The organism is Rhodoblastus sp. (genome assembly GCF_052145335.1).
Lineage (GTDB): Bacteria > Pseudomonadota > Alphaproteobacteria > Rhizobiales > Beijerinckiaceae > Rhodoblastus.
In genome coordinates this window covers 13,457-39,838 of record NZ_JBKQOU010000344.1, presented here as the reverse complement: position 1 = coordinate 39,838, position 26,382 = coordinate 13,457, and the positions used below count along the sequence as shown (strand labels likewise).

General features: G+C 60.9%; 26 protein-coding genes. 17 read left to right on the top strand and 9 right to left on the bottom strand.

Annotated elements, in window-relative coordinates; translation table 11 throughout:
- The first annotated feature begins 2 nt into the window (after window positions 1–2).
- Window positions 3–695, top strand: coding sequence for a tRNA (guanosine(37)-N1)-methyltransferase TrmD (gene trmD, locus ACLP2E_RS20970; protein ID WP_442467001.1), 693 nt, complete (start codon window positions 3–5; stop codon window positions 693–695).
- A gap of 206 nt (window positions 696–901) precedes the next feature.
- Here trmD and ACLP2E_RS20965 read toward each other — a convergent pair whose 3' ends face one another.
- Window positions 902–1,549: a septation protein A gene (locus ACLP2E_RS20965; protein ID WP_442462776.1), complete on the bottom strand. Its 648-nt coding sequence runs from the start codon at window positions 1,547–1,549 to the stop codon at window positions 902–904.
- A 12-nt stretch (window positions 1,550–1,561) separates the two neighbouring features.
- Complete coding sequence (gene ftsY / locus ACLP2E_RS20960; RefSeq protein ID WP_442467009.1) at window positions 1,562–2,707, bottom strand: signal recognition particle-docking protein FtsY; 1,146 nt, start codon at window positions 2,705–2,707, stop codon at window positions 1,562–1,564.
- Between the two features lie 165 nt (window positions 2,708–2,872).
- Between ftsY and ACLP2E_RS20955 the strand changes: the two genes are divergently transcribed.
- Together ACLP2E_RS20955 and ACLP2E_RS20950 are read left to right on the top strand one after the other, a co-directional pair.
- Entirely contained in the window at window positions 2,873–3,649 is a 777-nt protein-coding gene (locus ACLP2E_RS20955; RefSeq protein ID WP_442462777.1) for an RluA family pseudouridine synthase, read from the top strand.
- Between the two features lie 81 nt (window positions 3,650–3,730).
- Window positions 3,731–4,765 carry an aspartate-semialdehyde dehydrogenase gene (locus ACLP2E_RS20950; RefSeq protein ID WP_442462778.1) on the top strand — a complete coding sequence of 345 codons (1,035 nt, stop codon included), beginning with the start codon at window positions 3,731–3,733 and terminating at the stop codon, window positions 4,763–4,765.
- An 88-nt stretch (window positions 4,766–4,853) separates the two neighbouring features.
- On the opposite strand, the gene ACLP2E_RS20945 is transcribed toward ACLP2E_RS20950, so the two are convergent.
- Window positions 4,854–5,549, bottom strand: coding sequence for a carbonic anhydrase (locus ACLP2E_RS20945; protein ID WP_442462779.1), 696 nt, complete (start codon window positions 5,547–5,549; stop codon window positions 4,854–4,856).
- 246 nt (window positions 5,550–5,795) lie between these two features.
- Between ACLP2E_RS20945 and ACLP2E_RS20940 the strand changes: the two genes are divergently transcribed.
- The 9 genes from ACLP2E_RS20940 to ACLP2E_RS20900 all read left to right on the top strand — a co-directional run bounded on the left by ACLP2E_RS20940 (window position 5,796) and on the right by ACLP2E_RS20900 (window position 14,763).
- Window positions 5,796–6,677 carry an HpcH/HpaI aldolase/citrate lyase family protein gene (locus tag ACLP2E_RS20940; RefSeq protein ID WP_442462780.1) on the top strand — a complete coding sequence of 294 codons (882 nt, stop codon included), beginning with the start codon at window positions 5,796–5,798 and terminating at the stop codon, window positions 6,675–6,677.
- A gap of 598 nt (window positions 6,678–7,275) precedes the next feature.
- Window positions 7,276–8,046 carry a hypothetical protein gene (locus ACLP2E_RS20935; RefSeq protein WP_442462781.1) on the top strand — a complete coding sequence of 257 codons (771 nt, stop codon included), beginning with the start codon at window positions 7,276–7,278 and terminating at the stop codon, window positions 8,044–8,046.
- A gap of 74 nt (window positions 8,047–8,120) precedes the next feature.
- Window positions 8,121–9,653, top strand: a complete 1,533-nt coding sequence (locus tag ACLP2E_RS20930; protein WP_442467000.1) for a heme biosynthesis HemY N-terminal domain-containing protein — start codon at window positions 8,121–8,123, stop codon at window positions 9,651–9,653.
- Between the two features lie 179 nt (window positions 9,654–9,832).
- The gene (gene rplS, locus ACLP2E_RS20925; RefSeq protein ID WP_442462783.1) at window positions 9,833–10,231 is read left to right on the top strand and encodes a 50S ribosomal protein L19; all 399 of its coding nucleotides are present in this window, start codon (window positions 9,833–9,835) and stop codon (window positions 10,229–10,231) included.
- Window positions 10,232–10,411: 180 nt separating this feature from the next.
- Window positions 10,412–11,830 (top strand): 3-isopropylmalate dehydratase large subunit, encoded by a 1,419-nt coding sequence (gene leuC / locus ACLP2E_RS20920; protein ID WP_442462784.1) that lies wholly within the window; start codon window positions 10,412–10,414, stop codon window positions 11,828–11,830.
- Between the two features lie 19 nt (window positions 11,831–11,849).
- Window positions 11,850–12,362, top strand: coding sequence for an OsmC family protein (locus ACLP2E_RS20915; RefSeq protein WP_442462785.1), 513 nt, complete (start codon window positions 11,850–11,852; stop codon window positions 12,360–12,362).
- A 29-nt stretch (window positions 12,363–12,391) separates the two neighbouring features.
- Entirely contained in the window at window positions 12,392–12,817 is a 426-nt protein-coding gene (locus tag ACLP2E_RS20910; protein WP_442462786.1) for a metallopeptidase family protein, read from the top strand.
- Between the two features lie 108 nt (window positions 12,818–12,925).
- Window positions 12,926–13,531: a 3-isopropylmalate dehydratase small subunit gene (gene leuD / locus ACLP2E_RS20905; RefSeq protein ID WP_442462787.1), complete on the top strand. Its 606-nt coding sequence runs from the start codon at window positions 12,926–12,928 to the stop codon at window positions 13,529–13,531.
- A gap of 53 nt (window positions 13,532–13,584) precedes the next feature.
- On the top strand, window positions 13,585–14,763 hold the full coding sequence (locus ACLP2E_RS20900; protein WP_442466999.1) for a lytic murein transglycosylase: 1,179 nt from the start codon (window positions 13,585–13,587) through the stop codon (window positions 14,761–14,763).
- A gap of 3 nt (window positions 14,764–14,766) precedes the next feature.
- On the opposite strand, the gene ACLP2E_RS20895 is transcribed toward ACLP2E_RS20900, so the two are convergent.
- The 4 genes from ACLP2E_RS20895 to ACLP2E_RS20880 all read right to left on the bottom strand — a co-directional run bounded on the left by ACLP2E_RS20895 (window position 14,767) and on the right by ACLP2E_RS20880 (window position 17,899).
- The gene (locus ACLP2E_RS20895; protein ID WP_442462789.1) at window positions 14,767–15,375 is read right to left on the bottom strand and encodes a TPM domain-containing protein; all 609 of its coding nucleotides are present in this window, start codon (window positions 15,373–15,375) and stop codon (window positions 14,767–14,769) included.
- On the bottom strand, window positions 15,375–16,199 hold the full coding sequence (locus ACLP2E_RS20890) for a TPM domain-containing protein (protein ID WP_442466998.1): 825 nt from the start codon (window positions 16,197–16,199) through the stop codon (window positions 15,375–15,377). The genes ACLP2E_RS20895 and ACLP2E_RS20890 overlap by 1 nt, the downstream gene beginning before the upstream one ends.
- A 19-nt stretch (window positions 16,200–16,218) precedes the next feature.
- On the bottom strand, window positions 16,219–16,815 hold the full coding sequence (locus tag ACLP2E_RS20885) for a LemA family protein (protein WP_442462791.1): 597 nt from the start codon (window positions 16,813–16,815) through the stop codon (window positions 16,219–16,221).
- 103 nt (window positions 16,816–16,918) lie between these two features.
- Window positions 16,919–17,899 (bottom strand): NADPH:quinone oxidoreductase family protein, encoded by a 981-nt coding sequence (locus ACLP2E_RS20880; RefSeq protein WP_442466997.1) that lies wholly within the window; start codon window positions 17,897–17,899, stop codon window positions 16,919–16,921.
- A 208-nt stretch (window positions 17,900–18,107) separates the two neighbouring features.
- Between ACLP2E_RS20880 and ACLP2E_RS20875 the strand changes: the two genes are divergently transcribed.
- The 3 genes from ACLP2E_RS20875 (at window position 18,108) to ACLP2E_RS20865 (ending at window position 21,626) form a co-directional block, all read left to right on the top strand.
- On the top strand, window positions 18,108–18,734 hold the full coding sequence (locus ACLP2E_RS20875; RefSeq protein WP_442462793.1) for an invasion associated locus B family protein: 627 nt from the start codon (window positions 18,108–18,110) through the stop codon (window positions 18,732–18,734).
- A 219-nt stretch (window positions 18,735–18,953) separates the two neighbouring features.
- A complete protein-coding gene (gene acs, locus ACLP2E_RS20870) occupies window positions 18,954–20,888 on the top strand; it encodes an acetate--CoA ligase (protein ID WP_442466996.1) in 1,935 nt (644 codons plus the stop codon).
- Between the two features lie 207 nt (window positions 20,889–21,095).
- Window positions 21,096–21,626 (top strand): L,D-transpeptidase, encoded by a 531-nt coding sequence (locus ACLP2E_RS20865; protein WP_442466995.1) that lies wholly within the window; start codon window positions 21,096–21,098, stop codon window positions 21,624–21,626.
- An 80-nt stretch (window positions 21,627–21,706) separates the two neighbouring features.
- Here the strand turns inward: ACLP2E_RS20865 and gluQRS are convergent, their stop codons facing one another.
- Together gluQRS and ACLP2E_RS20855 are read right to left on the bottom strand one after the other, a co-directional pair.
- A complete protein-coding gene (gene gluQRS, locus ACLP2E_RS20860) occupies window positions 21,707–22,615 on the bottom strand; it encodes a tRNA glutamyl-Q(34) synthetase GluQRS (protein WP_442463935.1) in 909 nt (302 codons plus the stop codon).
- Window positions 22,616–22,618: 3 nt separating this feature from the next.
- Window positions 22,619–22,834, bottom strand: coding sequence for a DUF1674 domain-containing protein (locus tag ACLP2E_RS20855; protein ID WP_442463936.1), 216 nt, complete (start codon window positions 22,832–22,834; stop codon window positions 22,619–22,621).
- Between the two features lie 166 nt (window positions 22,835–23,000).
- Here ACLP2E_RS20855 and ACLP2E_RS20850 point away from each other — a divergent pair, with 166 nt between their 5' ends.
- Both ACLP2E_RS20850 and ACLP2E_RS20845 read left to right on the top strand, forming a co-directional pair.
- Window positions 23,001–24,425: an RsmB/NOP family class I SAM-dependent RNA methyltransferase gene (locus ACLP2E_RS20850; RefSeq protein ID WP_442466994.1), complete on the top strand. Its 1,425-nt coding sequence runs from the start codon at window positions 23,001–23,003 to the stop codon at window positions 24,423–24,425.
- Between the two features lie 84 nt (window positions 24,426–24,509).
- On the top strand, window positions 24,510–26,255 hold the full coding sequence (locus tag ACLP2E_RS20845) for a heparinase II/III family protein (protein ID WP_442466993.1): 1,746 nt from the start codon (window positions 24,510–24,512) through the stop codon (window positions 26,253–26,255).
- Window positions 26,256–26,382: the final 127 nt, after the last annotated feature.

Here is a 26,382-nt window from a genome sequence, read left to right as displayed (position 1 = left end):
CCATGTGGGCGGCGAGCGTTTTCACCCTTTATCCGGAAATGTTTCCCGGACCGCTCGGCGCCTCCATGGCGGGAACGGCGCTGACCAACGGGCTATGGGCGCTAAAGACGCACAACATCCGCGATCACGGCCTCGGCCGCCATCGCGCCGTGGATGATACCCCGGCGGGCGGCGGCCCCGGCATGGTTTTACGCGCAGACGTTCTGGCCGCCAGCCTTGACGCCGCCACGCCACTGGGCGATCCGCGCCCTCGCCTCCTGATGTCGCCGCGCGGAAAACCCTTGACGCAGGAAATGGCGCGCGAATTTGCGAGCGGGCCGGGACTGGTCATCCTGTGCGGCCGTTTCGAGGGCGTGGACGAGCGGGTCATCGAAGGGCGCGGATTGCGCGAAATTTCAATCGGCGACTATATCCTGTCCGGCGGCGAAATCGCCGCCCTGACCCTGCTCGACGCCTGCGTGCGACTGCTGCCCGGGGTGATGGGCAAGCACGAATCCGGCGACGACGAGAGTTTCGAAGGCGGCCTGCTGGAATATCCGCATTACACCCGCCCGCGCGAATGGGAAGGCAGGCCAATCCCCGACATGCTGCTTTCAGGCGATCACGCCAAAATCGCGCGCTGGCGCCGCGAACAGGCGGAAGCGCTGACAAAAGAGCGCCGCCCGGATTTATGGAAGGCGCGCGAGGGCCAATGAGCCATCGGCCCTGAAAACGGTCGATGTGAAAGATGCATTGCCGGCGAAAATGGGCAGGTCGAACCGTTGTTCTTGTTTTGTGTCAGTCCACACGTGAAACATAACGAGAATGTCGCCTATCCGACGAACTGCAGCTCCACCACGCCATTTTCACTTTTTCACCTGCCGGAAATCCGCCCTTTCCGACGCGAGGAGAGGATTCGCTCTCAAAAATGCTCCCCTTCCGCCTCCGGCTTGATCTCATGTTTCAAGATCAGCGGCGTCTGCGAAAGAGCGAAAATCACCGTCAGCGGCATGATGCCAAAGCTTTTGAAGCCGGCCCAGAAATCCCAGCTTTGCGTCAGCCGCACGAATTCGTTGAGACCCGCCAGGACAAAGAAGAACAGGCCCCATCGAAAAGTCAGCTTTCGCCAGCCCTCCTCGTCGAGATGCATGACGCTGTCCAGCGCCACTGGCAGCAGCAGTTTGCCGAAAGCCAGCCCGCCGAGCAGAGTCGCGCCGAAGAGGCAGTTCACGATGGTCGGCTTGAGCTGAATAAAGGTCTTGTCCTGAAACACGAAGGTCAGGCCGCCAAAGAAGAGCACGGCGATCGCCGTAACCACCGGCATGATCGGCAAATGTTTGGTCAGCAGCCATGAGGCCGCCAGAGCGACGACCACGGCGGCCATCAGCACCGCCGTCGCGGTCAGCATGGTGACTTTTTCCGGCGGCAGGTTTTCCGGCAAAAAGCCCCCGACCAGCCAATTGAACAAAGCGGGTTTGGAATTGGCGAGGAAAAACAGGACCAACGGCCCCATTTCCAGCACCAGTTTCAGCAGCGGATTGACTTTTTTGCGTCCGTTGTCCGGAGTCATGAAAAATTCCTGTCAGGCGGTTTCGTCGTCGAAACCGGCGATGGCGCGGGCGAAATCGCGGGCGGTGAAAGGCTCGAGATCGTCGGCCTGTTCGCCGACGCCGATGAAATGGACCGGCAGGCCGAATTTTTCGGCGATGGCGACCAATATGCCGCCGCGCGCGGTGCCGTCGAGCTTGGTCATGACCAGGCCGGTGACGCCGGCGACCTTGCCAAAGATCTCGACCTGGTTCAAGGCGTTCTGGCCGACCGTGGCGTCGAGCACCAGCAGCACCGAATGAGGCGCCTCCGCATCGATCTTTTTCATCACCCGGACGATTTTTTCCAGTTCGGCCATGAGTTCGCTGCGATTTTGCAGCCGGCCCGCCGTATCCATCAGCAAGATGTCGATGTTTTGCTCCTGCGCCGCCTTGATCGCGTCGAAAGCGAGTCCGGCGGCGTCGGCGCCGGGTTCGCGGGCGATCACCGGGACGTTCATGCGGCCGCCCCAGATGCGCAGCTGTTCAACGGCGGCGGCGCGAAAAGTGTCGCCGGCGGCGAGCATCAGACTTTTGCCCTCAGCGGTGAATTTCGCCGTCAGCTTGCCGATGGTGGTGGTCTTCCCAGAGCCATTGACCCCCACGACCAGAATGACAAAGGGCTTTTTGCCGCCATTCACTTCGAGCGGCATGGCCACCGGGGTCAGAACGCGTTCGACTTCCTCAGCCAGAATGGCGCGCACTTCTTCCGGCGCGATCTGCTTGTCATAGCGGCCCTTGCCGACAAGCGCGGCGATCCGCGTCGCGGCGGTGACGCCGAGATCCGCGCGCACCAGCACATCCTCCAAATCCTCCAGCATGTCGGCGGACAATTTGCGCTTGGTGAAGATATCCGCGACGCCCTGACCGATGGAGGAAGACGAGCGGGCAAGCCCCTGCCGCAGGCGCGACCACCAGCTTGGCCTTGCCTCCGGCGGCTCCAGTTGAGGCTCCGGCGCCGGAGGCCCAACCGTCAACTCGACCGGGGGCGGCGCTTCAACGACAGGAGGAGGCGGCTCGACCGGCGCCGGCGCGATTTCCCGCTCCAGCGGCGCCGCTTGAGGCTTGGCCTCCAGCTGGACTTCCGGCTTGGGCTCCCAAAACTCCTCTTCGGCATGGCGAAGCTTGAACAAGCGGGCCATGAATCCGGCTTTTTCCGCCTTGTCTTTCGATTCTGCGTTCATTCGCCAAAAATCCGCTTTTTGTGATCGGGCAAGACGCCCTTCTCATAAGCTCGGGATTTTGCGATAAGCAGCCATGCCGCCTTTCGCCGAAAATCCATTCCGCCCCTCGATAGCCTTTCCCGCATGACGCCGGAAGAGATTTGTGCGCGTCTGCTTTATCGCGACGGTCTGATGCTGGTGCTCGACAAGCCCCCTGGCCTTGCCGTGCATCGCGGACCCAAGGGCGGCGAAAGCTTTGAAGATTCATTCGACCATCTGCGTTTTGGCCTGCCCCGCAGCCCTTCGCTGGCGCATCGGCTGGACAAGGACACCTCCGGATGCCTGGTGCTGGGGCGCCATCGCAAGGCGCTGGAAAAGCTGATGCTGCTTTTCAAGCAGGGCCGCATCGACAAGACCTATTGGGCCGTTGTCGAAGGCGGCCCCACTGAAGACGAAGGACTGATCGACCTTCCGCTGGGCCGGCTCGACGCCACGCGCGGCTGGTGGATGAAAGTCGATTCCAAGGGCCAGCCATCGCAAACGCGCTGGCGAGTGCTTGGCCGGGGGCGCGACGCCAATGGCGCGGAAATAACCTGGCTGGCGCTTGAGCCGCTCACTGGGCGGACGCATCAATTGCGGGTCCATTGCGCGGCTCTGGACTTTCCCATTCACGGCGATCCCATCTATGGCTCGTGCCGCGCGCCGGACGAAACACTGCACCTGCACGCGCGGGCGATCACCATTCCGCTGTCGAAAAACAAGCCGCCGATCGAGGTCGAGGCCTGCGTTCCGCCACACATGCGCACTTTGCTCGCTGCTTGCGGCTGGACCGAACGGCTGGATCACGACGTGATCTCGGCGCGGCGGCAACGCGAGGAAGCGCAGCTGAAAGGCGAAGCCCAGGCCAAAATCGAAAGTTAACCGAGCGATGCGGCGCAGAAGGCGCATTGCCCAAAGCGCAAGCTTGCTGTAGGCATTCGCCCTCAAATTGTGGAGAGCAGCATGGGTTTCAAGGTCGCTGTCGTCGGCGCCACGGGTAACGTGGGCCGCGAAATGCTGGATATTCTTGCCGAACGCCAGTTCCCGGCGGACGAGGTCGTGGCGCTAGCTTCGTCGCGCTCGATCGGCACAGAAGTGTCCTATGGCGACAAAATTCTCAAATGCCGGCACCTCGACACATATGATTTCTCCGATTGCGACATCGCCCTGATGTCGGCCGGCGGCGCCATTTCCAAGGAATGGTCGCCGCGCATCGCCGCGAAAAATTGCGTGGTGATCGATAATTCATCGGCCTGGCGCTATGATTCCGAAGTGCCGCTGATCGTGCCGGAAGTGAACGCCGATGCGCTGAAGGATTTCCGCAGGCGCAACATCATCGCCAATCCGAATTGCTCGACCGCCCAACTCGTCGTGGCGCTGAAGCCGCTTCACGATCATTTCGGAATCAAGCGGGTCGTCGTCTCTACCTATCAATCCGTCTCAGGCGCCGGCAAGGAGGGAATGGACGAGCTTTTCGCCCAGACCCGTGCAGTTTTTGTCTCCGATCAGGTCGAGAGCAAGAAATTCCCCAAGCGCATCGCCTTCAATCTCATCCCACATATCGACGTCTTCATGGAAGACGGCTTTACCAAGGAAGAGTGGAAGATGATGGCCGAGACCAAGAAAATTCTCGACCCCAAGATCAAGCTGACCGCCACTTGCGTACGTGTGCCGGTGTTCATCTCGCACTCGGAAAGCGTCAATATCGAATGCGAAAAGCCAATTACGGCGGAGGAAGCGCGAAAGATTTTGCGCGAGGCGCCTGGCATATTGGTGATCGACCGGCGCGAACCGGGCGGCTACATCACCCCGCACGAAGCGGCGGGCGAGGACGCCACCTATATTTCGCGCATTCGCGAAGACGCCACCGTCGAGAACGGGCTCGCCTTCTGGTGCGTCTCCGACAATCTCCGCAAGGGCGCGGCGCTCAATGCAGTGCAGATCGCGGAGGCGCTGATCAACCGCAAATTGCTGGTTCCGAAGCAAAAAGCGGCCTGAAAGCTTAGACAAACGCCGGGGATTTCCCCGGCGTTTTAATTTCTGCAAAGGCGCCAGCCCCCGCCGCATCCGGCTTGCTAACTCAAAACTAAAAACGCGGCGCCCTTCCCAATGCGTCTTGATGGGCTTCCGGCGCCACCTGCCGGAATACCCCGTCGGATTCGTCCAGGGCCAACAATTCCCCGCCGGCGACACCAAAATAGGCGCCGTGCAAGGTGAGCCAGCCGCGCGCCTCCAAAGTGCCTACATAAGGAAAGGTGCGCAAATTTTGCAGGCTCAGCTTGACTGATTCCAGCGCCAGACGCTCTGACCATTCCCGCAGCGGCTCGGTCGGCGGACCCAGGCTTTCCGCTGCGGGCGCCATTAATTTGATCCAGCCGCCGATGAAATCGCCCGGCGCCAGCGGCCGCATGTAGGGGTCGTTCTGCAATTCCGCATAGGCTTTGACGCCGCCGCAATGGGCGTGGCCCATGACGACGATATGTTTGACTTTCAGAGCCATGACCGCGAATTCGATCGCCGCCGAAGTGCCATGGTAATCGTCGTTGGGCTGATAGGGCGGCACCAGATTGGCGACATTCCGCAGCACGAACATTTCACCGGGTCCGGCGTCGAAGATCAATTCCGGGGAAACCCGCGAATCGCAACAGCCGACCAACAGGATTTGCGGGTTCTGGCCTCTTTCGGCCAGTTCCTCGAATCTTTGGCGTTCACGGCCGAAGCGGCCGCCGAGAAAACTCTCGTAACCTTCGGTGAGCCGTTTCGGAAAATTCGCTTCGCTCATTTCGTCCGCGTTCCCAATGCCTTCCGGGTCGAAGGCTATCGCGTTAAGCCCGCGACCGCATCGGACTGAAAAACTGGCGAAGCGCAGCTTTTCCCGAAACCCGGTTCTCTTTTGCCGCAATGCCGTGCGATGGGCAATCCTCGCCAAAAGGCCTTCTCCAATTTTCAAAATGACAATGGCGTGAATCTGGCGAAGACATTATGGTGCCGCGCGACAAATCCAGAATGGTCAAAAACCGGAGATGACATGAGCAGCCTTCGCCCCCGACGCAGCGTCCTATATATGCCCGGTTCGAACGCCCGCGCGCTGGAAAAGGCCAAGAGCATCGCCGCCGACGCCCTCATCCTCGACCTGGAAGACGCCGTCGCCCCCGACGCCAAGGAAATGGCGCGCGATCAGGTCGTCGCCGCCGTCAAGGCGGGCGGTTTCGGCCGCCGCGAAGTGGTCATTCGCGTCAATGGCTCCGCCACCCCCTGGGGCACCGCTGACCTGGCCGCCGCCGCCCACGCCGGTCCCGACGCCATTCTCGTGCCAAAAGTCTCTTCGCCGGGCGACATCATGATGACTGCGAAAGCGATCCGAGATGCCGGCGCGCCAGACCATACCCGTCTCTGGGCGATGATGGAGACGCCGGTCGCTATTCTCAACGCCGATTCGATCGTGCGCACGGCGCTCGATCCCGCCTCGCGACTGGCGGTTCTGGTTATGGGAACCAACGACATCGCCAAGGAAACGCGGGCGCGCCTGACCCCTGGCCGACCCTCGATGCTGGCCTATTTGTCGATCTGCGTCGCCGCCGCCCGGGCGCATGACGTGGAAATCGTCGACGGCGTTTACAATGACTTCTCCAACGAAGCCGGTTTCCGCGCCGAATGCGAGCAAGGCCGGGATCTGGGAATGGACGGAAAGACTCTGATCCATCCCAATCAAGTTGCAATCTGCAACGAAGTTTTCGCTCCCGCCGTTGCGGAAATCAGCTTCGCCCGCAAAATCATCGAGGTTTTCGACTTGCCGGAAAACGCCACCAAGGGCGCGCTGCAGATCGACGGCAAAATGGTCGAAAGGCTTCATGCCGATATGGCGCGGCGCACCGTCGCCATCGCCGAGGCGATCGCAACGAACGCTTGAACTTGCCGCTCCGCCAATTGCGGGTTTCCTCGCCACACGCAACAGCTATAATGACGCCGAAGGACAGGGGTATGGCATGAGCGACCAGCAGGGCGGGCAAAGCGAAAAAGGCGCGAAGCCTGAATCTTTGCCCGACGCTCTTTCAGGAAGCACTCGCTCCGCGCCGGTAATACGGGGCGAAGCCATCGAGGTTTCGAGCTCCGCAGATACGGAAGCAGCGAGCGCTGAACTACCGAAAGTTGAACCCTCGAAAGAATCGCCGCCCGAAGAGCCCGACGCGATCGCTGTCGAGACACAGCGAAAGGATTTCAACTGGCGTCCGCTTGTAGCCACTGCGGCCGCTTGCGCTATTGGCGTCGCGGGCTACTACGGCTGGACCGAATGGGCCTCGCCGCCGCCCTCAAAATCCATGCCTGCCGTCGCTATGACGCCCAAAGCCTTGGACACTCGACCGAAAATCGAGGAAAATGTCGAGGCGTCTGTGGAAAAAGCTGCGCCGCCCGCGGTCCTTGCCCCCCCTGTCGAGGCGCCCCCAGCACCGCCGTCTTCCCCTGCAGAGGAGCCGAAAAGAGCTCAAGCCCCCGTTGAACCGGAACCTGTGGCGCCAGCGAAGGGCGACGTCGTCGAGACCAAACCCGCTGAGGCGCCGATCGAACCTGCCGCCGAAAAGGCAGTGACAGAAATGACCGCGCGGTTCGCCTCGACCGAGGCTAAGCTGGAGCAACTGACCAAAAGATTGCAGGCGGTCGAAGGTCGGTTGGCCGAACCGAAAACCGAATCGCGCGCCGAACTTGAGGCGCGCGAGGCCGGCCCCTCCAACACGGGCGATGTTTCAGCGAGGATAGTTGCGGCGCAAAGCATGTTGTCCGCGATACGGCAAGGCGACGATTACGCGCCCATGCTGGCGGCGCTGCAAAACTTCGGCGGCGATTCCAATCGCCTCGCGCGCCTTCGCGCCGGCCTAAGCGCGCCCACCGCGGTCCAACTGGCAAAAGATTTCACCGCTCTGGCGCCAAAAATTATCGCCGCCGCTGCTCCGCCCGCGCCCGAAGCACAAGCCAAGGCGCCGCAAAATTTCGGCGAAGCCATCCTCGCCTTCTTGGAAAGCCACGCCGCGAAACTGGTGCGAATTCGTCCTGCTGGCGCGCCGAACGGCGACGCAACCGCCGCCCGGATCGAGCGGATCGAAAACGATCTTGCGCGCGGAAATCTCGCCGGCGCCTTGACGGAGCGGTCGCAATTTGGCGCGCCGGCCCTCGCCCTCACGGCGGATTGGGCCGCCGCCGCGCAAACGCGTCTCGACGCCGAAATGGCCGCCAAGGCCGAACTGGACGCGGCGCTGCAAGGTTTGAGCAAGAGAAAATCCTAAAAAGGCGTTTTTCCTGGCGCCCCACGGCCGCCGGCCTAAAAAATCAGCGCCGCAAATCCGATCGAGAGCCGCCTATGGTCCGCATTCTGATCTTCCTGTTCGTGATCGCCGTCGCCGCCTTGAGCTTGGGAATCCTGCTCGAACAGCCGGGTTCGCTATCATTGACTTGGTTTGGCTATCACATCGATACATCCCCGGTCGTGGGGTTGAGCGTGGTCGCGCTTTGCGCCATTGCGATCTGGAGCCTTGTGCGCTTCCTGTTCAGCATCCCAGGGTTCGTTTCCCTGACCGCCCGCGCGCGCAAACGCGCACGAGGTCATGAGGCGCTTACACGCGGAATTCTTGCCGCCGGCGTTGGCGACACGCGCAAGGCTCAGCGGGCCAGCCTGGAAGCCAAAAAACTGCTTCCGCATGAGCCGCTGACGCTGCTGCTGGAAGCGCAGGCCGCGCAACTCGCCGGCGACCGGACGAGCGCCGAACGTGTTTTCCACGCCATGACCGAGCGCCCGGACACCAAATTACTCGGGTTGCGCGGCCTGCACGCCGAAAGCCTGCGCCAGGGCGATCACGACACCGCCCATCAGATCGCCCTCGAAGCGCAGAAGCTCACCCCGCTCGCCTGGTCGGGCCAGGCCGTATTCGACCGTTATACGGCGCAAAACGACTGGGAGGCGGCGCGACTTTGTGTTGAACAGAATATTCGCGCCAAAATCGTTGATCCCTTCGCCGCCAACCGGCAGAAAGCTGTGCTCGACACCGCCTTGGCGATCGAATGCGAACTCACCGATCCCGAACGCGCCATTAAACTATTGCGCGCAGCCGTGAAAAAGGCGCCGGATCTTGTTCCCGCCACGGCTTTGCTGGGGCGGCTGTTGTCGCGGAAAGGCGAATTGCGCGCTGGCTCGAAGCTGATCGAAACCGCCTATGCCAAAAGCCCGCATCCCGATCTCGCCCAGGCTTATGTCGATATGCGGCCCGGCGATTCGTCCGGCGACCGGCTCAGTCGCGCGAAAACTCTCGCCAGATGCGCGCCCGATGACCCCGAAAGCGCGATGATGATCGCGCAGGCGGCCCTGGGCGCCCGCGATTTCGTCACAGCGCGCGCCGCCATGACCCCTTTGATCGCGGAAGGCCAGCGGCCCACAGCCCGCATGTGCCTGATCATGGCCGAACTTGAACAGCGAGAGCACGACGCGCAGGGTTTGGTGCGCGAATGGCTGTCGCGCGGCTCACGCGCCCCGCGCGACGCTGTTTGGGTCGCTGACGGCCACTGGTCAAAAAAATGGGCCCCGGTTTCGCCCCTGACCGGCAAGCTTGACGCCTATCGCTGGCTCCAGCCCAAGGAGGTATTGTCCGGCCCGATCGAGGAACCGCCGCCCTCCTACGAGCCGGCAGAGCTCACGGCGCTCGAAGCCACGCAATACCCGCAAGCTGTGCCCGCCGAAGTCGAAATCCTTCCGCCAGCGGCGGACGCGCCGGCCAGAACGGAACCGGCGCCGCAAGCCTCGTCGCGCCCCACCACTCCGCAGCCCGTCATTTTTCCGCTGCCAACGCCGCCGGACGATCCTGGACCCAAGCGCGAACCTGTGGAAGCCCGCCCTTTCTAGGATTTAGCGATTCCTCGCGCGATCGCTCGACAAAAGGCGCAAAATTCTGTATAGGGCCGCCTCCAACTCAAATTCCTGGAATTTGGTTGGAGAATCAAAAATTGCGCTCGGCTCGGGTCCGCGGCGCCAATTCACAACAGCGTTCCGAAACGCTCGCCGCAAGGCGGAACGGAGAAATTATGCCCAGCATTATAGAACAGCTCGACGCCGAGCAGGTCGCCAAACTTTCGGCGAACAAGACCATTCCGGAATTCGCCCCGGGCGACACGGTTATCGTCAATGTCAAGGTGAAGGAAGGCGAGCGCACCCGCGTGCAGGCTTATGAAGGCGTGGTGATCGCTCGCAATGGCGGCGGCCTCAACGAAAGCTTCACCGTGCGCAAGATTTCCTACGGCGAGGGCGTGGAGCGCGTATTCCCGGTCTATGGTCCGCTGATCGATTCTATCAAGGTCGTGCGTCGGGGCAAGGTGCGCCGCGCCAAGCTCTATTATCTGCGCGACCGTCGCGGCAAATCCGCGCGCATCGCCGAACGTTCGGACACCAAGGCCAAGGCCGCCAAAGCGGCGCCGAAAGCCTGAACAGGCCTCATTCGCGCTGATTTCTCGCGAAGGCTGGCCACTGCGCCGGCCTTTTCGCGTTTGAACGCAGAAAATGCGGCCTCCGGCCTTGTCCGGGCGCGGCCGCTCTCTATTCTATGTCGTAAACAACTGTTCTGGCGCAGGAATGCCGCGCCAAAATCGCGACGGGGATGAAGAATTATGGTTGAGACCTCCGGCAAGCCGCGCACCCTCTATGACAAGATTTGGGACGATCACGTCGTCGACATCCAGCCGGACGGTACGGCCCTGCTCTATATCGACCGCCATCTGGTCCATGAAGTGACCAGCCCACAGGCTTTCGAAGGGCTGCGCCTCGCCAATCGCAAGGTTCATTCCCCGCAAAAGACCTTGGCCGTGGTCGATCACAATGTGCCTACCACCGACCGGTCGCTGCCGATCCAGGATCCCGAAAGCAAAGCGCAGATCGAGCAGTTGGCGATCAACGCCCGCGATTTCGGCGTCGAATATTTCGACGAACACGATCGTCGCCAGGGTGTCGTGCACATCATCGGCCCGGAACAAGGTTTCACTCTGCCCGGCGCCACCATCGTCTGCGGCGACAGCCACACATCCACCCACGGCGCTTTCGGCGCCTTGGCGCATGGCATTGGCACGTCGGAAGTCGAGCACGTGCTTGCCACCCAGACTTTGATCCAGTCCAAGGCCAGGAACATGCTGGTCAAGGTCAATGGCAAGCTCGGCGAGGGCGTCAGCGCCAAGGACATCACTCTGGCGATCATCGGCAAGATCGGCACGGCGGGCGGCACCGGCTATGTCATCGAATATGCCGGCGAAGCCATTGAATCGCTGTCGATGGAAGGCCGGATGACGGTCTGCAACATGTCGATCGAAGGCGGAGCGCGGGCCGGCCTGATCGCGCCGGACGAAAAGACCTTCGCTTACCTCAAGGGCCGTCCCAAGGCGCCGGAAGGCGAGGCTTGGGAGCGAGCGATCCATTATTGGTCTCAGCTGAAAAGCGATGCGGGCGCGCATTACGACGCCATTGTCGAACTCGACGCCGGCAATTTGCCGCCACTGCTGACTTGGGGAACGAGCCCCGAAGACGTGGTGGCGATCGACGGAATCGTGCCAAGCGTCGAGGCTGGTCAGAGCGAGGCCTTGCGCGCCAAGATCCAACGCGCGCTGGATTACATGGGTCTCAAAGGCGGCGAAAAGCCGACCGACATCCATATCGACCGCGTCTTCATCGGCTCCTGCACCAACGGCCGCATCGAGGATTTACGCGAAGCCGCTAAAATTGCCGAGGGCCGTAAGGTCTCTGGCCATGTCAACGCCATGGTCGTTCCCGGCTCCGGTCTGGTCAAGGAGCAGGCGGAGGCGGAAGGTCTGGACAAAATTTTCCTCGCCGCCGGTTTCGAATGGCGCGAGCCAGGCTGTTCGATGTGTCTGGCGATGAATCCCGACCGTCTGGCGCCGGGCGAACGCTGCGCTTCGACCTCGAACCGCAATTTCGAGGGCCGCCAGGGTTTCAAAGGCCGCACGCATCTCGTCTCGCCCGCCATGGCGGCGGCGGCGGCGATCGCCGGTCATTTCGTTGATCTGCGCCACTTCCACTGACCAAACGATGGTGACGCTGATGGATGCCGAATCCCTGCGCGCACTGCAAGCGCCGTTGAAGGAAAAATACAAGGCGGACAGCCAATCCGCCGTGGTCACACTCAAGGCGCAGGGCGATCTGTCCGGCGAGGGGCTGGCATGCAAGGTTTCGACCTCGCGAGCGCTGATCGAGGCCGGACTGCATCCGGCGACCGGCGGCAGCGGCATGCAGGCCTGTTCCGGCGACATGCTGCTGGAAGCGTTGGTCGCCTGCGCGGGCGTCACCCTGAAGGCCGTTGCGACGTCGATCGATTTCCGCTTGTCGGGCGGCGCTGTGCGGGCGGAAGGGGATCTCGACTTTCGCGGCACGCTTGGCGTAGCCAAGGACGCCGCCGTCGGCTTCACCGACATCAGGCTCTATTTCGACCTCGACAGCGACGAACCGCAGGAGCGGATCGACGCGCTCACGAAACTGACCGAACGCTATTGCGTAGTTTTCCAGACCCTGGCCAAACCGCCGAAAATCGCCTTGACCGTCAAGACTGGGAAATGATCGCGAGCCACTGACTACAAGGAGCGAGGATGGCAAGCGCAAGACCGCCGGCGCTCGACTGGACAGCGCGAAGGGCGCCGTCGCTGGAAGAATTCGAGATTATGGCCGAGGCGGCTTTTCGCCACCTGCCCAGGAAGTTTCGACGTTACTGCGAAGATCTGGTCATCCGCGTCGAAGATTTTCCCGAAGACGACATATTGCTGGAGTTCGACGCCGAATCAGAATTCGAACTGCTCGGCCTGTTTCGCGGCCGTGATTTGGCGCATAGGGAAAGCGTGGCCACCGGCCAATTGCCTAATATGGTGCATCTTTATCGCCGTCCGATACTCGATGTTTGGGCCGAGGGCGACGATTCGCTCGGCGATCTGGTCAGGCATGTGCTGGTGCACGAAATCGGGCATCATTTTGGCCTTTCCGATGAGGATATGGAGCGCCTCGAGGAGGAGGCGCATTGAGAACGCCGATGTCGCAGCATTCCATTGCCGTCGTCGCCCCCCTTTGCTAAATCCCAAGTCAATTCCCAACCAATCCGCCGAACCGGCGTACTTATCTGGGCCTGAAAAATGGAAAAATTCATCAAATTGACTGGCGTCGCCGCGCCGTTGCCGATCACCAATATCGACACCGACATGATCATTCCCAAACAATATCTGAAGACAATCGCCCGCACCGGCCTGGGCAAGGGACTTTTTTCCGAACTGCGCTACAATGACGACGGCTCGGAAAATCCCGATTTCGTGCTGAACAGGGCCGCCTATCGCAACGCCCGGATTCTGGTGGCGGAAGATAATTTCGGCTGCGGCTCGTCACGCGAACACGCGCCCTGGGCCCTGCTCGATTTCGGCGTGCGCGCGGTTATCTCGACCAGTTTCGCCGACATTTTCTACAATAATTGCTTCAAAAATGGCATTCTGCCGATCAAAGTTTCTAAGGCCGATCTTGCCAAGCTGATGGACGACGCCAATCGCGGCGCAAACGCTACTCTGACTATCGATCTGGAAGCCCAGGAAATTCGCGGTCCCGATGGGGGCGTGGTTAAATTCGACGTCGATCCGCATCGGAAACAATGCCTGCTTGAGGGCCTCGATGATATCGGCCAAACCCTCGTCAAGGCTCCGAAGATCGCCGAGTTCGAGTCCAGGATCGCCAATGAGCGGCCGTGGATCTAGCAGCGGACGCTTTTTCAATTCTTTCGACGCGAGAATCACGGTAGACTCTGGCCATGAAGCCTTGGATTCTCGCTCTCTCTGCTGTTGTCGCCCTTAATCAGGGCGCGCGAGCCGATTTCAACTCCTGCAAGGAGCAAATCAAGGCTCAGGCCGCCGCTAGCGGCATTTCGCCCACGACGCTTTCACGCGCTCTGGACGGGCTCCAGCCCAATGACGCAACGAGCTTTCTGGGCGTCCAGCCCGAATTTTCGACCCCTATCTGGGACTATATTACCGGACTGGTCGATGACGAACGGGTACGCGACGGCAAGCAGCGTTTCGCTGAATATAGGCAGGCGGCCCTGGCGGCGCAGCACCGCTTTGGCGTCGACGCCGCCGCGGTCGTGGCGGTGTGGGGCGTTGAATCGGATTTCGGCAAAACTTATGGCGCGCGGCCGGTCATTCAATCGCTGACAACGTTGGCCTGCACTCCCAACCGTCGCTCGGACTATTTTCGGCGCGAGCTGATGGCGGCGCTGAAGATCGTTGATCACGGCGATATCGGACTCGAGGATTTCAAGGGTTCCTGGGCGGGCGCCTTTGGCAACACACAGTTCATGCCATCGACCTTTTTGAGCCTCGCCGTCGATATGGATGGTGACGGCCGCCGCGATGTCGTTGGTTCGGTTCCCGACGCACTCGGCTCGACCGCCAATTTCCTGCACAAGGCTGGCTGGATTACGGGCCTGCCCTGGGGATACGAGGTGAAACTGCCGACCAGCTACCACGGACCGTCGGGTCGTGGGGGCAAGCAGACCCTATCGGTCTGGGCTGGCCGCGGCCTCACCCGAATCAACGGCGAGCCCCTGTCCGGACCGGGCTCTTTCGGCCTGTTGCTGCCTGCGGGGCCTCATGGCCCAGCTTTTCTCGTCTCGCGCAATTTCGACGCCTTCTATTCTTATAACGCCGCCGAGTCTTATGCGCTTGCCATCGGCGTGCTCTCGGACCGGCTGAAGGGCGGGGAGGGCATCGTCACGCCATGGCCGACCGACGATCCTGGCCTTTCGCGATCCGAACGCCGCGAAGTGCAGGTTCTGCTGGAGCAGCGCGGATATGACGTCGGCGGCAAGCATGACGGCGTAATGGGGACAAAAACCCGCGAGGCCGTCGCCGATTACGAACAGAAAAACGGCATGAAACGCGACGGCCGCGCCGGCAAGAAACTGCTCGCCGCGCTGCGGGGCGGAAATTAAAGATTAGTTTATTCGCACGAGCCGATCGGGCAGATCATTGTTTCCGCCATCCGGCGGCGCAACGCGCGCCAGCAGCTCGCCCGTTTGGCCGACAGCAACGACGAAAGCTTCGGTGACGCGGCCCTCCCGCAAGCGCCTGACCAGATCGTCGATCACCGCCCGCCACTCGACCTCGGTGATTTTGCCGTTCAGGCCTTCGTCAGCGACGATCCTGGCATAATGCTCGGCCAGCGACACGAAGATCAGCACGCCGGTGCGATTTCGGGTTCGCGTCATTCCCAGCGTGAAAAACTGCTCGGCGGCGGCGCGGAATGCCTGCCGCCTTTGCTGACCGCGCGGAGTCAGCGCCAAACCGAGCCTTGTCCAGTTCAGAAGGAGCAAGGCGGCGATGAAAACCGCTGCTTGCACCGCGAAGATGTGCTGCGCCGACAACTGCGTGAAGGCGAGCAGGGGCCAGGGCGCGAGCAAAGCCAGAGTTGCCGAGTAGAGCGTTGCATGGGCGCTAGTGTCGCAGGACCGGCGCGCGAGAACGCAGACGATCTGTCCGCTGGTCCGCGTTTCCGCCGCCCGCACCGCCGCGACGATCGCAGCTTCATCCGCATATTCCCGCATCACCATCCCCCCGACGCGCCGCCGCCGCCGGACGAGCCGCCGCCGCCGGAAAAGCCGCCGCCGCCGGAAAAGCCGCCCCCAAACCCGCCGCCGCTGGAAAAACCGCCGCCGCCGTAGGAGCCTGGGCCGGGCAGGAAAATGAACGGGCCGCCGCCGCGGCCGCCCCGGCCGCCGCCGCCGCGGTTGCTCCAGATCAGGAAAATGACCAGAGCGACGATCAGAAAAGGAAGAATCGCATCAAGGACAGCGTCCTGATCGTCCGCACGAACCTGGGGCTTTTTCGTCCATTCATTGGAATCGGTGGTCAAAATGGTGATGACGTCATCGACGCCACGGTTTATGCCGCCCGGAAAATCGCCCGCCTTGAAGCGCGGCGCCATGGCGTTGGCGATCACCACTTTCGACAAGGCGTCGGTCAGCGTGCCCTCGAGGCCGTAGCCGACCTCGATGCGCACCTTTTTTTCCTTGGGCGCGACGACGAGCAGCACGCCATTGTTCTTGGTCTTTTCGCCCAAAGCCCAATGACGGAACAATTCGTTGGAATAAGGCTCGATCTCTTGATCCTGAAGGGAAGAAAGCGTGGCGACAACGAACTGAATGCCGGACTTTTCTTCCAGCGCCGCGAGTTTTTGCTCCAGCGCCTGGCGCGTGTCGGCGGGCAGGAGATTAGCCTGATCGACGACATGTCCCGTGAGGGCCGGAAAAGTCATAGCCTGGGCGAAGGCGGCGCCCGAGACGATGAGAGCCAGAAAAAAACAGAAAAAAGGCAGCCAGCGCCTCAAGGCGCCGGCTGCGAAACGACCGTGGAGCTGGGCTTGAGCCATTGGCGCGCCCGCAAACCTTTCAGAACTTGACGGTCGGCGGCGTCTGTGCGCCTTCGCTGGCGGTAAATGACGCCATGGGCTTCTTGCTGCGGAACACGGTCATCGCCCAGAGCATGGATGGGAAAGTCTGCAGAGTCAGGTTATATTCACGCACCGCGGCGATGTAATCGCGCCGCGCCACGGTGATACGGTTTTCGGTTCCCTCAAGCTGCGATTGCAGGGCAAGAAAATTCTGGTTTGATTTCAGGTCGGGATAGTTTTCGCTGACCGCCAGCAGCCGGCCAAGCGCGCCGGAAAGTTGGGCCTGCGCGTCCTGGAACTGCTTGATTTTATCGGGATCGGTGAGCTGCGATGCGTCAACATGAACCTGGGTCGCCTTGGCCCTGGCCTCGACAACGCCGGTCAGCACGTCTTTTTCCTGTTTGGCGTATCCCTGGACCGTCGCCACAAGATTGGGAATGAGGTCCGCGCGGCGCTGGTAATTGTTCTCAACGTCCGCCCAGCGCGCCTTGGCGGTCTCCTCAGCCGTGGGGATGGTATTGTAGCCGCATGCCGAAAGGCTCAGTCCGAGCAGGGCGACGGCGATGAAATTTCGCAGGCGGTTCGAGAAAGCCATTGCAGCGCATCCTCAGATAAAGGGTTCCGGACGCAGCGCGACATACGCGCTACAATGAAGACTAACCTACGAAAGCTTTGGCCGCTAAGCCAGAGCAAAAACACTATTGCCGGACGGAAAGTAGAATCTTGCCCTGAGCCTGTCGCCTCTTCAACACGTTAAGCGCCTCCGCGATCTCGGCCAAAGGATAGACGGAATGGACATGAGCAGACAGAACTTTTCGGGCGGTCCAATCGAGAATTTGGATCATATTGTCGAGATGCGCCTGCGGCTCGCGCTTGACAAATTCTCCCCAGTAGACGCCGACGATCGCGCAGCCTTTGAGCAAAGTCAGATTGAGCGGAATTTTCGGAATCTCTCCCGATGCAAAGCCGACAACAAGAAAACGCCCCTTCCACGCCATGGCGCGCAGGGCGGCTTCACTGTAAGCGCCGCCGATCGCGTCATAAATGCAATCGACGCCTTTTCCTGCAGTGCGTTTTTTAAGCCCTTCCTTGATATCTTCAACAGAATAATCAAGCCCGTCATGGGCCCCGAAATCCTGCGCGAAGCGCAGTTTTTCGGGCGAGGAGGCGCAAGCGATGACGTGCGCGCCCATTGCCGCGCCAATCTCCACCGCCGCCAGACCGACGCCGCCCGAGGCCCCGAGGACGGCGAGGGTTTCGCCCTTCCGCAAATCCGCCCGCTGGCGCAAGGCATGAAGGGTCGTGCCATAGGTGACGAAAAGGCCGGCGGCCTGATCATCGCTCACATTATCTGGAACAGCAATCAAGTTGGCTGCCGGCAGAACCAGACGAGAGCAAGCGGCGCCATAAGAGCAATAGCCCGCGACCCTTTGGCCGATCACGAAATCCTTTACCCCCGCGCCCAACGCGACGACCCGGCCGCAAAATTCGCCGCCGGGCGAAAAGGGCAGCACTGGTTTGAGCTGGTATTTGTTTTCGATAATTAAAGTGTCGAAAAAATTCAGCGCGACCCTTGCCGGCGCAATGAGAACTTCTCCTGAGCTCGGCGCGGGATCGGGCATTTCACGCAGAACGAGGTTTTCGGGCGGACCGTATTTTTCACAAAGCGCAGCGATCATTGAGTTTTTCCGTTTGAGCAGGCAACCGTCCGTCGTGGCGACTATAGGCTGTAGACGCCCGTGTTGTCAGCGGTCCGATTTTCGCCTGTTTCTCCGCTTAATGGCCCGCGTCGCCGCATTCCAGGCCGCCATTCCAGCATCACGCGGATTAGCGCTATTATCCGGCTGAATTGATTCGTTTCCTGTCCATCCAGCCCACGGTTGCTTCATGAATCTAACTTCTTCTCATCGTCTGCGCACCGTGCTGACCGGCGTCGCGATGGCCCTCGCCCTGACACTCGAGCCCGCGGGCGCCGCCCCGGCCCAGGACAGCGGCGCCAAACCCTCCCAAACCAAAGCAGACAAGAAAAAAGGGCGCGACACCAAGCCCCAGGACTCCAAAGCGGGGAAAGATTCCGGCAAGGCTGCGTCGATCGGAACCTTTGGCGAATGGGGCGCCTATGAAACCCAAGGCAAGTCGAAAACCTGCTACGCCCTCGCCCAGCCGAAAACCCGCGAACCCAGCAAGATAAAGCGCGACGCCGCCTATATTTTCATATCATACCGCCCCGCGGAAAACGTCAAAAACGAAATATCGATCATCATGGGCTTCGCCATGAAGGACGGCGGCGAAGCACAGGCCTCGATTGGCGACGACGAATTTGGTTTGATCGCCAAGGGTTCGAACGCCTGGATTAAGAATCCCGCGGAAGAAAGCCGGTTCATCGACGCAATGAAAAAAGGCTCGAAATTGATCGTGAAAGCCTCTTCGACCAAAGGCAAGATCACGACCGACACCTATCCGCTTGCCGGACTTTCCCAAGCTTTGGACAAGGTGCGCAAGGAATGTCAGTGACGCGGACGCGGCACTAGGCTTTCTCCACCGATACCTGGCTTAAGCCAATCAGAATTTAGGTATGGAAGCGATTACTCAGGCTTCCCCCAAGGTCGCAGGACCAAAGTGTGACACGATCCCGGCTTGTGAGGCTTTGAGCCGATAGGCCATAATGCGCCCCGATCAGACGGCGCGCGCTGCGGCGAAGCAGCGGCGTGGGTTTTTGGCTGGGAGGAAGTAATGTCGGAGAAAATTTATCCCGTTCCGACGGAGTGGGAAAACCGCGCCTTTATCAACAACGCCAAATATAAGGAAATGTATGCGCGCTCCATTTCCGATCCGGAAGGTTTTTGGGCAGAACACGGCAAACGCATCGACTGGATCAAACCTTTTTCCAAGGTCAAGCATACCTCGTTTGATCCACATAACGTCTCGATCAAATGGTTCGAGGACGGCACGACCAACGTCTCGATGAACTGCGTAGACCGGCATCTGGCCACGCGCGGCGATCAGGTCGCGATCATCTGGGAAGGCGACAACCCTTCCGAATCCAAGAACATCACGTACAAGCAGTTGCACGAGGAAGTGTGCCGCTTCGCCAATGTGCTGAAGTCGAAAGGCGTCGGAAAGGGCGACACGGTAACTCTTTATCTGCCAATGATACCTGAAGCGGCTTACGCCATGCTTGCCTGCGCCCGCATCGGCGCTGTCCACTCCATCGTTTTTGGCGGCTTCTCACCCGACTCGGTCGCCGGACGCATCGAGGGCTGCAAATCCAAAGTCATCGTCACCGCTGACGAGGGTCTGCGCGGCGGCCGCAAGGTGCCGTTGAAAGTCAACGCGGATCTCGCCATCGACAAGACCGGCGACATCATCGAGACCCAGATCGTGGTCAAGCGCACCGGCGGCAACGTCGCCTGGAAAGAGGGCCGCGACTGCTGGTGGCATGAAGAAGTGGCTAAAGCCTCGCCCGATTGCCCGCCCACCGAGATGAACGCAGAAGATCCGCTGTTCATCCTTTACACTTCTGGCTCGACCGGCGCTCCCAAGGGCGTCGTGCATTGCACGGGCGGCTACCTCGTCTATGCGTCGATGACCCATCAATATATTTTCGACTACCACGAAGGCGACATTTATTGGTGTACCGCTGACGTGGGTTGGGTGACCGGCCACAGCTATATCGTCTATGGCCCGCTCGCCAATGGCGCGACGACCCTGATGTTTGAAGGCATCCCGAATTATCCGTCGATCTCCCGCTTCTGGGACGTCGTGGACAAGCATCAGGTCAATATTTTCTATACCGCCCCGACCGCGATCCGCTCGCTGATGGGCGCCGGCGAAGATCCGGTGAAGAAGACTTCGCGCAAAAGCCTGCGGCTGCTTGGCTCGGTCGGTGAGCCGATCAATCCGGAAGCCTGGGAATGGTATCACCGCGTGGTCGGCGAAGAGCGTTGCCCGATCGTCGACACCTGGTGGCAGACGGAAACCGGCGGCATTCTCATCTCGCCGCTGCCCGGCGCGACAGCGCTGAAACCCGGTTCTGCGACCACGCCGTTCTTCGGCGTGCAGCCCCAGGTCGTGGACGCGTCCGGCAACGAGATCGAAGGCGCCTGCGAGGGCAATCTCGTCATCGCCGATTCCTGGCCGGGCATGATGCGCACGGTTTACGGCGACCACGAGCGCTTCCAGCAGACTTATTTTTCGACCTATCCCGGGAAATATTTTACCGGTGACGGCTGCCGCCGCGACACCGACGGCTATTATTGGATCACTGGACGCGTTGATGACGTCATCAATGTTTCCGGTCACCGCATGGGCACCGCGGAAGTCGAAAGCGCGCTGGTCGCTCACGCGGCTGTCTCGGAAGCCGCCGTTGTCGGCTATCCGCACGACCTCAAGGGCCAGGGCATTTACGCCTATGTGACGGTGATGGAAGGCATCGAGCCCACCGAGGAACTGCGCAAGGAATTGGTGGCTTGGGTGCGCAAGGAAATCGGCCCCATCGCCTCACCCGACGTGATCCAGTTCTCGCCCGGTCTGCCAAAGACCCGGTCGGGCAAGATCATGCGCCGTATCCTGCGCAAGATCGCCGAAAACGATTTCGGTTCGCTGGGTGACACTTCGACCCTCGCCGATCCGACGGTGGTCGATGACCTGATCCAGAATCGCGGCTAAATCGTCGTCGTATCTTGTGAACTTTGGAAGCCGGGCGAAAAATCGCCCGGCTTTTTTGCTGCGATTCAGTCTGGGTAACGACAATTTTACCAGTCCGGCAAATTTTGGGCAGGCTGCGGGGCCGTTACGCTAGTTTCGAAAGTTCTTGCCGGCAGTTTTGAATGATCGCCGTCCTATGGCGACGTTCCCTGTCGGAGTTAGTTGTCGATGCGTCAGCACAAGAACTTTCACGCCGCCGCGCTGATTGGCGCGTGCCTATTCGGACTGTCCGCGCCCACGGGCCCCGCTCAGGCCAATACCCACGTCGTTACCTTCCGCTCCTCTTATGATGCCGGGACGATCGTCATCAGCATGAGCCAGCGTAAGCTTTATTATATTCTCAATGATGGCACGGCGATCCAATATCCGGTCGCCGTCGCCAAGCCGGGCAAGGAATGGCTGGGTTCCGCGCGGATTCAGGGAAAATATTTTCATCCCGACTGGACCCCTCCCGCCGTCGTCAAGCACGATCATCCGGGATTGCCCAATCTGATCAAAGGGGGCTCGTCGCGCAATCCGATGGGTGTCGCCGCCATGACGTTGGATCGCGACCAGATCGCCATCCATGGCACTTCGCCGACGATGCGCGGTTCGATCGGGACCCGCGCGTCCTACGGCTGCATCCGGATGCTCAACGAAGATGTTTCCGACCTTTTCGGTCGCGTCAGCGTTGGCACGCCGGTCGTCATGCAGCCCTGAGACAAACGATACTTCGCTGTTTAAGCGGGCAGATTTCCTCGGCCTCGATACGATTTGTCCGCCATTCTTCTTCGAAATCTTTATAAAGTCCGGCCCATCCTTCGCGCGAGTTTTTGACGCAAGTTGTCCGGCGTTGCGCCTCGCGTGCGAAAATCCCGCAAAGAGATCGCCGACTTGCTTTTCGATAATTTGCGCCCCTGTTCGTCCGTCACCAGACGGTGATGGCGATAAACGGGCGTCTTTAGACCAAGCAGCGCCTGCAAAAGCCGCTGCAGTCCGGTCGCTGCCTCGAGATCGACGCCGCGCACGACATCCGTCACCCCCTGGATATCGTCGTCGACAATACAGGCGATATGATAGGAGGCAGGCACGTCGCGACGACCGATCAGCGCGTCTCCCCAGAGTACGGGTTCCGCAACGACAACCACGCCATCGTCGCTTTCATGAAATTCCCGATAGTTCAGCTGCGTTTTGGTCTCCGCCAAAGCTTTCGTCATGTCAAGCCGCAAGGAGAACCGCGCGCCGCGGGTAATTCGCGAGACTCGCTCCGCCGGCGACAGATCGCGACAGGTTCCGGGATAAAGCGCAGTGCCGTCGGGATCCCGCGGCCATTCGGTTCGTTGACCCCAGGCTTGAACAATCTCCGCTCGGGAGCAGAAACAGGGATAGGCTAAGCCGCGTCGCGACAATTCGTCCAGCGCCGCGCGATAATCGGACATATGCGCCGACTGGCGGCGCGGGGGATCCTCCCAGACCAGGCCAAGCCAGCCCAGATCCTCGAGCAGCGCTGTCTCGAAGTGGCGGCGCGAACGTTCGGGATCGATATCCTCGATGCGCAGCAACAGCCTCCCGCCGCTTTTCTCGGCAAAAAGCTGGTTGAGCAAGGCCGAATAGGCGTGACCGAGATGGAGGTAGCCATTGGGCGATGGCGCGAACCGGCAAACCGGCCGATCCGGCGTTGGCGCGAGGCTGGCGTTTTCCAGCGTCATGCTTCAAAAATCGCTGGCTATGCCCTTGCGCTCCCAGTCGCCGTATCGGATCGGCTCCGGGCCTTTGGGACCGTTGATCTCCGGTGGCAAGGCCGGCTCAAGTGCTGCCTGCCGGCGGCGCGCCTCCGCCTCCGCCAACGCGCGTTTGGCCTGCGGGCTCAAGGCCTTGTCCTTATCCTGAACATCATGTTGGCGATCAAGGCGATCTGATTCCGACATGCCGGAGCCTTTCGGTCATTGCTTTGTCCGAGGCGCTTGCGGCGTCGCCTGGGAATTAGTGCAAAGGACGCGCATGGCAAACCAGGCGCCCCTATGATAAAAATATCCTAGGCGGATTCATAAACGAAACCCGCACGCACGCAACTCCGACCTGATCACGGGGCGAATGACCCAAAACTTCGGCAAGCCTTTCGGCCGCGTCGGCAAGAGCGGCTCGGCAAAGGACAAGACGGCAGCAAGGCCTCATCAGCAGGAACATGCGGCAAGCGAAGCCTTGGCCCATCCTGGCCTTGCCGTGCGAGTCGCGGCCGCCGCGGTCATTTGCGACGTCGTTCAGGGCGGTCATGCGCTGGATGAACGTTTTGCCGCCGAAGCCACTCCGTCGCGAGTAAATGGTCTCGATGAGCGCGATCGTGGTCTAGCGCGCTCGATCGCCACCGTCGCCCTGCGCCGATTGGGCACGATACGTCTGTCATTGAGCCAGTTGGTCGAAAAGGGCCTGCCGCGCAATTGCGGGCCGCTCGAATGGATTCTCATCGCGGCCAGCGCGCAAATCCTGTTTCTCGATACACCCGACCACGCCGCAGTCGATCTAGCTGTCCGAGCAACCCGCCTCGACCCCAAAAGCGCCCCCTTCGCAAATCTGGTCAATGGCGTGTTGCGCAATCTGATACGGCGCCGAGAAGAATTTCTAAACCAGTCCGACCCTCTGGAAGACGACACGCCGCATTGGCTCTCTACACGCTGGCGGCGAATCTACGGCGGGGACCGCGCCCATTGCGTCGCCGGAGCCAATATGGACGAGCCGACGCTCGACCTTACCGTCAAGGCTGATCCATCAGTCTGGGCGGAAAAACTCGGGGGGCGCGTACTGCCGACCGGTTCAGTGCGCCTGCAGACACACGCTCCAATCCGTGAACTGGAGGGCTATGAAGAGGGCGCTTGGTGGGTGCAAGACGCCGCTGCAGCGTTGCCCGCCCGTCTGCTCGAAACGGGCCCCGGCCAGCGCGTCCTCGACCTTTGCGCCGCCCCCGGCGGCAAGACCGCCCAACTTGCTTTGACCGGCGCCCACGTGACCGCGCTCGACCGCTCGGCCGAACGGCTGAAGGTGCTTTCGGCCAATCTTTCGCGGCTGCGCCTGGAAGCCGTCATCGCCGTTGGCGACGCGGCAAGTTTCAAGGCAGAACCTTTCGACGCCATCCTGGTAGATGCGCCCTGTTCCGCGACCGGCACCGCGCGGCGCTGCCCCGATGTCGTGTGGACCAAAAAGCCCGGCGATATCACCGCGCTCGCCGCTATCCAGACCCGAATTCTAGACCGCGCGTTGAGCCTGCTCAAACCGGGGGGGCTTCTTGTCTATTGCACCTGCTCCCTGGAACCTGAAGAAGGCGAGGCGCAAATCGCCGCAATGCTGCGGCGAAACCCCGACATCATCCGCGACAAGATCGACCCCGGCTTATTCGGATTGCCCGACGAGGCGGCAACCCCGGAGGGCGACCTTCGCATTCTTCCCTATTTCCTGCCGCACGAAGACTCCCGCCAGCGCGGACTCGACGGATTTTTCATCGCGCGTCTAAAGCGGGTTAATTAGCTGTTAATTAATAATTCAGCCAATCTCCGACGTAAGGGTCGCCAGTGCGCCAAACAACTCGGCGCAGCGGAGATTGGATCGCCTTTGACGATTTCGAGCGCATCGCCTTTTTTCGAACGTCTGCACATCTTTGGTCTGCTGATCGCGCGCGGCGCCCTTAAATTACGCGCAGAAATAACCGGTTCATTTTCGATTTTCGGCCAGTGGCGGTCACGCCAGCCTGAAAGGCTACTGATCGCTCCGCAAGATGTTCGCACAGGCGACCCCACCATCGCGGCCGAAATTTATGCCGGCTACTACTGTTTTGCAGGAAAAATCGTCAACGCGCATGGCCGCTCGCCTTTCTCGCTCGATCCCCCCTCGCCGGAATGGGCGCGAATCCTGAACGGTTTCGGCTGGTTGCGTCATTTGCGCGCGGCCAACACCGCCCTGGCTCGCGCCAACGCCCGATCCCTAGTAAAGGAATTCATCACGACGTCGGGCAAGACCGGCGCTCACCCGGCCTGGGATCCAGGCGTCGTGGCGCGGCGCACCCTCTCCTGGCTTAGCCAGTCGCCCATGTTACTGGAGGGCGTCAACTATGACGATTACCGGCGCTTCATCCGTGTGCTTTCCCGCGGCTACTGGCTACTACGTCGCCATGTTCACGACGAACTGGCGGCAGAGTTCCAGTTGACCGCCGCCCTCGCCATGACCGCGTTCGCGCTTTGCGTGCAAGGTGGGACGCCTTTGTTGAAAGGCGCGGTTGCTGCCTTGAACGAACAATTGCGCGAGCAGATCCTGCTCGATGGCGGCCCGATCGGCCGCAATCCGCAAACGCTGGTCGATCTCCTCTTCGATCTTTTGCCTTTGCGTCAAGCTTTCGCTGCGCGCGGAATGTCGCCGCCGCCGGAATTGCTTAACGCCATTGACCGGATCACCCCCGCCTTGCGGATGTTCCGTCATCATGATGGAGCCCTTGCGCTGTTCAACGGCATGGGCGTGACCGCGCCTGACCGCATCGCTATTGCGCTGTCTTATGACGACACGCGCGGCAGGCCGATTTTCAATGCCCGTTATGCGGGCTATCAGCGGCTCGAAGCTTCGAACGCACTGGTCATCGTCGATACAGGCGCCCCGCCGCCGCCCCTGTTTTCCCGCGACGCTCATGCGGGCTGTCTCTCCTTCGAGTTTTCGCTAAGTATGGAGAGGATTGTGGTCAACTGCGGCAATCCGGGTCGGCGACGCCCCGATCTTCGCGCCAGTGCTCGCACCACAGCGGCGCATTCGACCGTGACCGTCAACGATGTCTCATCTTGTCTCTTCAGTGCCCGGTCCGGCGTCCAAAGCTGGTTCGCCGACGAAATCCTGTCAGGCCCCAACGCCGTCCCGGTCACCCGGGAAGATAGCGACGAAGGTACGACGGTCCGCGCGTCGCACGACGGCTATCAACGCCGCTTCGGCTTGATTCACGAAAGAACCCTGATGCTTCAAGCCGACGGAGCGCGCTTAAAAGGCCGCGATCGGCTGATCCCCTTTCCCGGCGTTGAAAGGAAGGACGTGAATTACGCCATCCGCTTCCATATCCACCCCTCCGTCACCCTTGTCCCTATCTGGGATGGCCTGGGGGTGTTGCTGCAAACCTCGCGAGGCGCCGTTCTGGCTTACGAGGCCGGTGGTTTGCCAATCGATGTGGAAGAGAGCATTTTTTTCGCGGCGCCCGAGGGCGCCCGCGCCTGCCAACAGATCGTCGTCTATGGGAATGCCGCCGATATCGATGAAATCTCCTGGTCCTTTGCGCTTCAGGCGCCGCAGGTCGCCCCCGAGCAGAGCGAGCACAAGGTTCGTTGAGAGCGGGCGTCATCGACGCATTTCCGTTTGCCTTGAAACATGCTAAGCGCCGCGCGTAGAAACACGCCTTGGCCAGTTCTCCGGCCATCCCCGATCCGCGCTGCCCCTTGGCGAAGGCTAGCTTTTT

What these genes read in the sequence shown, in the direction of transcription:
- acs (WP_442466996.1), top strand. Translation starts at nt 18,954, where the DNA reads ATGTCGGAGAAAATTTATCCCGTTCCGACGGAGTGGGAAAACCGCGCC.
- ACLP2E_RS20950 (WP_442462778.1), top strand. Translation starts at nt 3,731, where the DNA reads ATGGGTTTCAAGGTCGCTGTCGTCGGCGCCACGGGTAACGTGGGCCGC.
- ACLP2E_RS20895 (WP_442462789.1), bottom strand. Translation starts at nt 15,375, where the DNA reads ATGCGGGAATATGCGGATGAAGCTGCGATCGTCGCGGCGGTGCGGGCG.
- ACLP2E_RS20875 (WP_442462793.1), top strand. Translation starts at nt 18,108, where the DNA reads ATGAATCTAACTTCTTCTCATCGTCTGCGCACCGTGCTGACCGGCGTC.
- trmD (WP_442467001.1), top strand. Translation starts at nt 3, where the DNA reads ATGTGGGCGGCGAGCGTTTTCACCCTTTATCCGGAAATGTTTCCCGGA.
- ACLP2E_RS20915 (WP_442462785.1), top strand. Translation starts at nt 11,850, where the DNA reads ATGGATGCCGAATCCCTGCGCGCACTGCAAGCGCCGTTGAAGGAAAAA.
- ACLP2E_RS20900 (WP_442466999.1), top strand. Translation starts at nt 13,585, where the DNA reads ATGAAGCCTTGGATTCTCGCTCTCTCTGCTGTTGTCGCCCTTAATCAG.
- leuC (WP_442462784.1), top strand. Translation starts at nt 10,412, where the DNA reads ATGGTTGAGACCTCCGGCAAGCCGCGCACCCTCTATGACAAGATTTGG.
- ACLP2E_RS20850 (WP_442466994.1), top strand. Translation starts at nt 23,001, where the DNA reads ATGACCCAAAACTTCGGCAAGCCTTTCGGCCGCGTCGGCAAGAGCGGC.
- gluQRS (WP_442463935.1), bottom strand. Translation starts at nt 22,615, where the DNA reads ATGACGCTGGAAAACGCCAGCCTCGCGCCAACGCCGGATCGGCCGGTT.
- ACLP2E_RS20940 (WP_442462780.1), top strand. Translation starts at nt 5,796, where the DNA reads ATGAGCAGCCTTCGCCCCCGACGCAGCGTCCTATATATGCCCGGTTCG.
- ACLP2E_RS20855 (WP_442463936.1), bottom strand. Translation starts at nt 22,834, where the DNA reads ATGTCGGAATCAGATCGCCTTGATCGCCAACATGATGTTCAGGATAAG.
- ACLP2E_RS20930 (WP_442467000.1), top strand. Translation starts at nt 8,121, where the DNA reads ATGGTCCGCATTCTGATCTTCCTGTTCGTGATCGCCGTCGCCGCCTTG.
- ftsY (WP_442467009.1), bottom strand. Translation starts at nt 2,707, where the DNA reads ATGGCCCGCTTGTTCAAGCTTCGCCATGCCGAAGAGGAGTTTTGGGAG.
- ACLP2E_RS20955 (WP_442462777.1), top strand. Translation starts at nt 2,873, where the DNA reads ATGACGCCGGAAGAGATTTGTGCGCGTCTGCTTTATCGCGACGGTCTG.
- ACLP2E_RS20910 (WP_442462786.1), top strand. Translation starts at nt 12,392, where the DNA reads ATGGCAAGCGCAAGACCGCCGGCGCTCGACTGGACAGCGCGAAGGGCG.
- ACLP2E_RS20965 (WP_442462776.1), bottom strand. Translation starts at nt 1,549, where the DNA reads ATGACTCCGGACAACGGACGCAAAAAAGTCAATCCGCTGCTGAAACTG.
- leuD (WP_442462787.1), top strand. Translation starts at nt 12,926, where the DNA reads ATGGAAAAATTCATCAAATTGACTGGCGTCGCCGCGCCGTTGCCGATC.
- ACLP2E_RS20865 (WP_442466995.1), top strand. Translation starts at nt 21,096, where the DNA reads ATGCGTCAGCACAAGAACTTTCACGCCGCCGCGCTGATTGGCGCGTGC.
- ACLP2E_RS20885 (WP_442462791.1), bottom strand. Translation starts at nt 16,815, where the DNA reads ATGGCTTTCTCGAACCGCCTGCGAAATTTCATCGCCGTCGCCCTGCTC.
- ACLP2E_RS20880 (WP_442466997.1), bottom strand. Translation starts at nt 17,899, where the DNA reads ATGATCGCTGCGCTTTGTGAAAAATACGGTCCGCCCGAAAACCTCGTT.
- ACLP2E_RS20945 (WP_442462779.1), bottom strand. Translation starts at nt 5,549, where the DNA reads ATGAGCGAAGCGAATTTTCCGAAACGGCTCACCGAAGGTTACGAGAGT.
- rplS (WP_442462783.1), top strand. Translation starts at nt 9,833, where the DNA reads ATGCCCAGCATTATAGAACAGCTCGACGCCGAGCAGGTCGCCAAACTT.
- ACLP2E_RS20890 (WP_442466998.1), bottom strand. Translation starts at nt 16,199, where the DNA reads ATGGCTCAAGCCCAGCTCCACGGTCGTTTCGCAGCCGGCGCCTTGAGG.